Source organism: Kitasatospora nipponensis (genome assembly GCF_039528135.1).
In the GTDB taxonomy this organism is placed as follows: Bacteria; Actinomycetota; Actinomycetes; order Streptomycetales; family Streptomycetaceae; genus Kitasatospora; species Kitasatospora nipponensis.
In genome coordinates this window covers 1-4,955 of the sequence record NZ_BAAALF010000328.1, presented here as the reverse complement: position 1 = coordinate 4,955, position 4,955 = coordinate 1, and the positions used below count along the sequence as shown (strand labels likewise).

Sequence of the window (4,955 nt, the reverse complement as noted above, 5' to 3'; positions counted from 1 at the left end):
CGGACACCACCGCCACCGCATCCGGCGTCCGCGCCACCTGAGCCTCGAACAACCCAGGCAACGTCACCCCCGACACCTCAACACCGGTGTCATTCCACCCAACAAGAACCCGACGACGCTCATCGTCGCCCAGCACATCAACCTGACTCACCCGGACAGTCGGCTCGGCGACAACCGCCTCCAACACCTTCGCGAACCAGCCCACCAGGCGGTCGATCGTCTCGGCGTCGAACAGATCCGCAGAACCGATCAGCGCACCGCGCAGGCCCATGGGCCGCCCGACCTCGTCGAAGACCTCTCCGACGGTCACGTCCAGGTCGAACCTCGCGATCGCCTGCGCCGACGACAGCCGCCCCGGCACGGCCCCGGCACGAGCTTGCGGCAGGTCCAGCGCAGCCTGCTCGTTGTTCTGCATCGCCAGCATCACCTGGAACAGCGGGTGACGCGCCATCGAGCGGGTCGGAGCCAGCTCCTCCACCAGGCGCTCGAAGGGAACATCCTGGTTCGCGAACGCCCCGAGACCCGTCTCGCGCACCCGGCGCAGCACCTCGCCGAACGTCGGGTCGCCCGACAGGTCGGTGCGCATCACCAGGGAGTTGACGAAGAATCCGACCAGGTCGTCCAGCGCTTCGTCGGTGCGGCCGGCCACCGCCGCACCGATCGGGATGTCCGTGCCCGCGCCGACGCGCGACAGCAGCACCGCCAACGCGGCCTGCAACACCATGAACACCGTCACACCCTCGGCCCGCGCCACCTCCACCAGCCGCGCGTGCACCTCCGCCGAGACCTCCAGCGGCGCACTGTGTCCCCGGTAGCTCGCCGCCGCTGGCCGGAAGCGGTCGAACGGAAGCTCCAGCTCCTCCGGGGCTCCCGCCAACGCCTGACGCCAGTAGGCGACCTGGCTCGACAACAGACTCTCGGGGTCCCGCTCGTCGCCCAGCAGCTCGCGCTGCCACAGCGCGTAGTCCGCGTACTGCACCGGAAGCGGGGCCCACTCCGGTGCCCGGCCCGCCAGCCGCGCCGCATACGCGGCCGACAGATCCCGGGCCAGCGGCCTCCTTGACCAGCCGTCACTCGCAACGTGGTGAATCGTCACCACCAGGACGTTCTCGTCGGCCCCGGCCGTGAACAGCCATGCCCGGATCGGCACCTCCACCGCCAGGTCGAAGGCGTATGCAGCGGCCCGCGCAACCTTGCCCGCCAGCTCCGACGTGGTGGACTGGGCCACCTCCAGCTCCCAGACCAGCTCCTCCAGGCTCAGGATCCGCTGGTACGGCTCGCCGTCCTCGTCGGCGACGAACACCGTGCGCAGCACCTCGTGCCGGCCAAGGACGTCCCGCAGCGCCGCACCCAGCGCGTCTCGGTCCACCTCCCCCGACAGCCGCAGAACGGCGGGGCTGTTGTAGGTCGCGCTGGGTCCTTCCAACTGCCCGATGAACCACAGCCGGCGCTGCGCGAACGACAGCGGCACCCGCACCGGACGCTCACCGGCGGTCAGTGCCGCACGGGTCGTGCCTGCTCCGCCGAGCCGAGCGGCCAGCCTGGCCACGGTCGGGGCCTCGAACAGGGCACGGAGCTCCATCTCCACGCCAAGTGCCGCGCGGACGCGGCTGACCAGGCGGACGGCGAGCAGGGAGTGGCCGCCCAGGGCGAAGAAGTCGTCGTCGACTCCCACGCTCTCCAGTCCGAGGACCTGGGCGAACGCACCGCACAGGATCTCCTCCTGAAAGGTCCCCGGGCCGCGGTCCGTGGCCGCCGGACCGGCGTAGTCGGGGGCGGGCAGGGCCTTGCGGTCGAGCTTCCCGTTGCCTGTCAACGGCAAGGTGTCGAGCGCCACCACAGCCGACGGCACCATGTGGCTCGGAAGCCTCTCCGCCACCACGTCGAGCAGTGCCGCCGGGAACCCGGGGTCCTGCTGCTCCTCGCTCGTGGACGGGACGACGTAGGCGATCAGGCGCACGTCGCCCGGCTGGTACTCCCGGGCGACGACCGCCGCCTGCGCCACCTGCGGGTGCGACAGGAGTACGGTCTGGACCTCGCCCGGCTCGATGCGGTAGCCGCGGACCTTCACCTGATCGTCGGCACGGCCCAGGAACACCACCTGGCCCTGCGCCGTCCACTTCGCCCGGTCACCCGTGCGGTACAACCGCCCGCCGTCCCCGGCACCGAAGGGGTCCGCCACGAAACGCTCCGCCGTCAGGCCAGGACGCTTCACATAGCCACGCGCCAAGCCGGCACCCGCGACGTAGAGCTCACCCGCCACACCGGGAGCGACCGGCGCCATCCGCTCATCCAGCACGTAGAAACGGGTGTTGGCGATCGGCGTACCCACCGGCACCACCTCACCGGCCACCAGACGCGTAGTGGCCACACCGATGGTGGTCTCGGTCGGGCCGTAGTGGTTGAACACCGCGCAGTCGCCCGCCGCCGCCAGCAGCTCCCCCACCAGAGCGGGAGAGGCCGCCTCACCACCCAGCACCAACGACCGTGCCGGCACCACGTTCGCCACACCCAGCGCGGCGACATGCGAGGGAACGGCCTTCAGGAAGTCGATCCGGTGCTCGGCCAGGTAACCCGCGACCGCCGCAGGGTCGGTGACCGCACCCTCCGGCAGAACGTGCAACTCACCACCCGTCGCCAGACTCGCGAACACCACCGTGTTCCCCAGGTCCGTCACCTGCGCCTGCAACAACGCGTACCGACCACCCGGCTCACCGAACCCCACCCGAGCGGGCACCGACGCCACATAATTGGCCAACGCACCGTGCGTGACCGCCACACCCTTCGGCACACCCGTCGAACCCGACGTGTAGATCACATACGCCGGATGTGCCGGGAGCAGGCCGCGCTCCCCCTCGGCCGGCGCATCGTCCGCCGGCTCGGCCGGCGAGCCCACAACCGCCAGGTCGTCGAGCACCACCACGGGGACACCGGCCCGCTCCTCGACCGGCGCCAGCTGCTCCCGCAGGCTCTCGCCGGTCAGCAGGCACATCGCCTGGGCGTCCTGGAGCATGAAGTCGATCCGCTCCGCCGGATACGCCTGATCCACCGGCACATACGCGCCCCCGGCCTTCCAGACCGCGAGGATCGCCACGATCATCTCCGCACCACGCGGAAGAGCCAGTCCGACCACGGACTCGGGGCCGACCCCGCGCCCGACGAGGTACCGCGCCAGGCGGTTGGCGCGCGCGTCCACCTGCGCATACGTCAGCTCAGCGCCATCGGAGACCACCGCAACCGCGTCCGGAGTCCGGGCGACCTGCGCCTCGAACAACTGCGGCAGCGTCGTGGACGGCGCCTCCACCGCGGTGTCGTTCCAGTTCACCAGCACCTGGCGCAGCCTGTCCCCGCCGAATACCTGCAGCGCGCTCATGGGAAGCTGCGGGCCACCGTCGAGCGCTGCCTCGAGCGCGTCCACCAGGCTCTCCACGGCCGTGTGCATCAGCTCGCACACAGCAGCCGCATCCACCGGCGGAATCGCGTCGACGACGAACTGGAGCCAGTCCCCGTCGTCGTCGATCGCCATGGTCAGCGGAAAGTTGGTCCGGGACCTTACGGCCACCTGCCTGATTCCCGAGGAATCCTCGCTCCGGACGTTGCCGGCCTCCTGGTCGGAGGATCGACTCGAATCGTGCCGATAGTTGAGGAGCGAAGTGAACAGCGGCGTGTCCGCCGGGACCCCGCTGGCCTGCTGGGCCAACGCCAGCGGGGCGTGCTCGTGCTCGAGCAGCTCGGCCAGCAGTCCGCGCATCGCTGCGACCGCGTCCACCACCTGCGACTCGTCCACCCGCAGCCGGACCGGCAGGGTGTTGATGAACGGACCCACCACCCGGTCCGAGCCTGCCCCGGCGTTCATCCGCCCGAACAGCACCGTGCCGAACACCACGTCGCCGGAGCCGGAAACGGCCGCCAGCACCCGTGCCCAGGCCACGTGCAACACCGTCGCAGCACTGGTGCCGAGCCGCCGGGAGACCTCCCTCAAGCGCCTCGCCACACCCGCTTCGAGTTCCTGCACACCACGGGCCGCCGCAGCACCGTCCCCGTGCACGTCGACCAGCCCGAAGGGCGCCGTCGGCTCGGTCACATCGCCCAGCAGGTCCGCGAAGAACCGCACGTGCTCGGCCCGGTCCACACCACCGCGTGCCTGAGCCACGAAGCTGCGGAACGGCAGCGCCGGCGCCAGCTCTTCGCCCCGCCCTTCGAGGAAGGCCTGCACCTCTTCGACCACGACGTCCATGCCGGTGTGGTCCTGCACCATGTGGTGCGCTCGCATCACGGCCAGCACCCGGCCGGTTCCCGGCGCCTCGGCCACGTGCAGATCCAGCAGCGGCGCCCGGCCGATGTCCATCGCCGAGCCACAGGCCGCGGTCAACTCGGCCACCGGATCGGTCCCGTTCGGGTCCAGCGCCACCTCCGTGACCGGCAGCACGGCCTGGCGCCACACCACCTGCACGGGCTCGCGCAGCCCGTCCCACACCACTCCGGTGCGGTAGATGTCGTGCCGGTCCACCACTCGCTGCAGCGCCGCCGCGAACGCGTCGAATCGCGCCCGCGAGTCGAACTCCAGGACCAGCCGCGACACATAGGCGTCCTCGCCATCGCCCGCCAGCAGGTGGTGGAACAGGAAGCCCTCCTGGAGCGGTGCGAGCGGATACACGTCCGCCACGTTTGCCGCACCACCCTCGACGCTTGCCACCACGCGGTCGACTTCCGCCGGCGAGAGGTCCACCAGCGGCAGCATCTCCGGCGTGAGCCGCGTCGCGTCCGCCGGGATTGCGTTGGCCGGCACCACCACTCGCTCCGGAGCGGCAGCCACGGCGAGGCTTGCCACGGTCGGCGTCTCGAACAGCGCCCGCACGGACACCGCCACCCCTCGGGCGCGCAACCGCTCCACCAGCGTCACCGCCAGCAGCGAGTGCCCGCCCAGGGCGAAGAAGTCGTCGTCGACCCCGACG

The 4,955-nt window shown here is 71.1% G+C and carries 1 protein-coding gene; it reads right to left on the bottom strand.

Features of this window, described 5'->3' with window-relative positions; genetic code table 11:
• Positions 1-4,955, bottom strand: a 4,955-nt coding sequence (locus ABD323_RS39445; RefSeq protein WP_344446929.1) for an amino acid adenylation domain-containing protein, incomplete at both ends; no start/stop codon positions are given.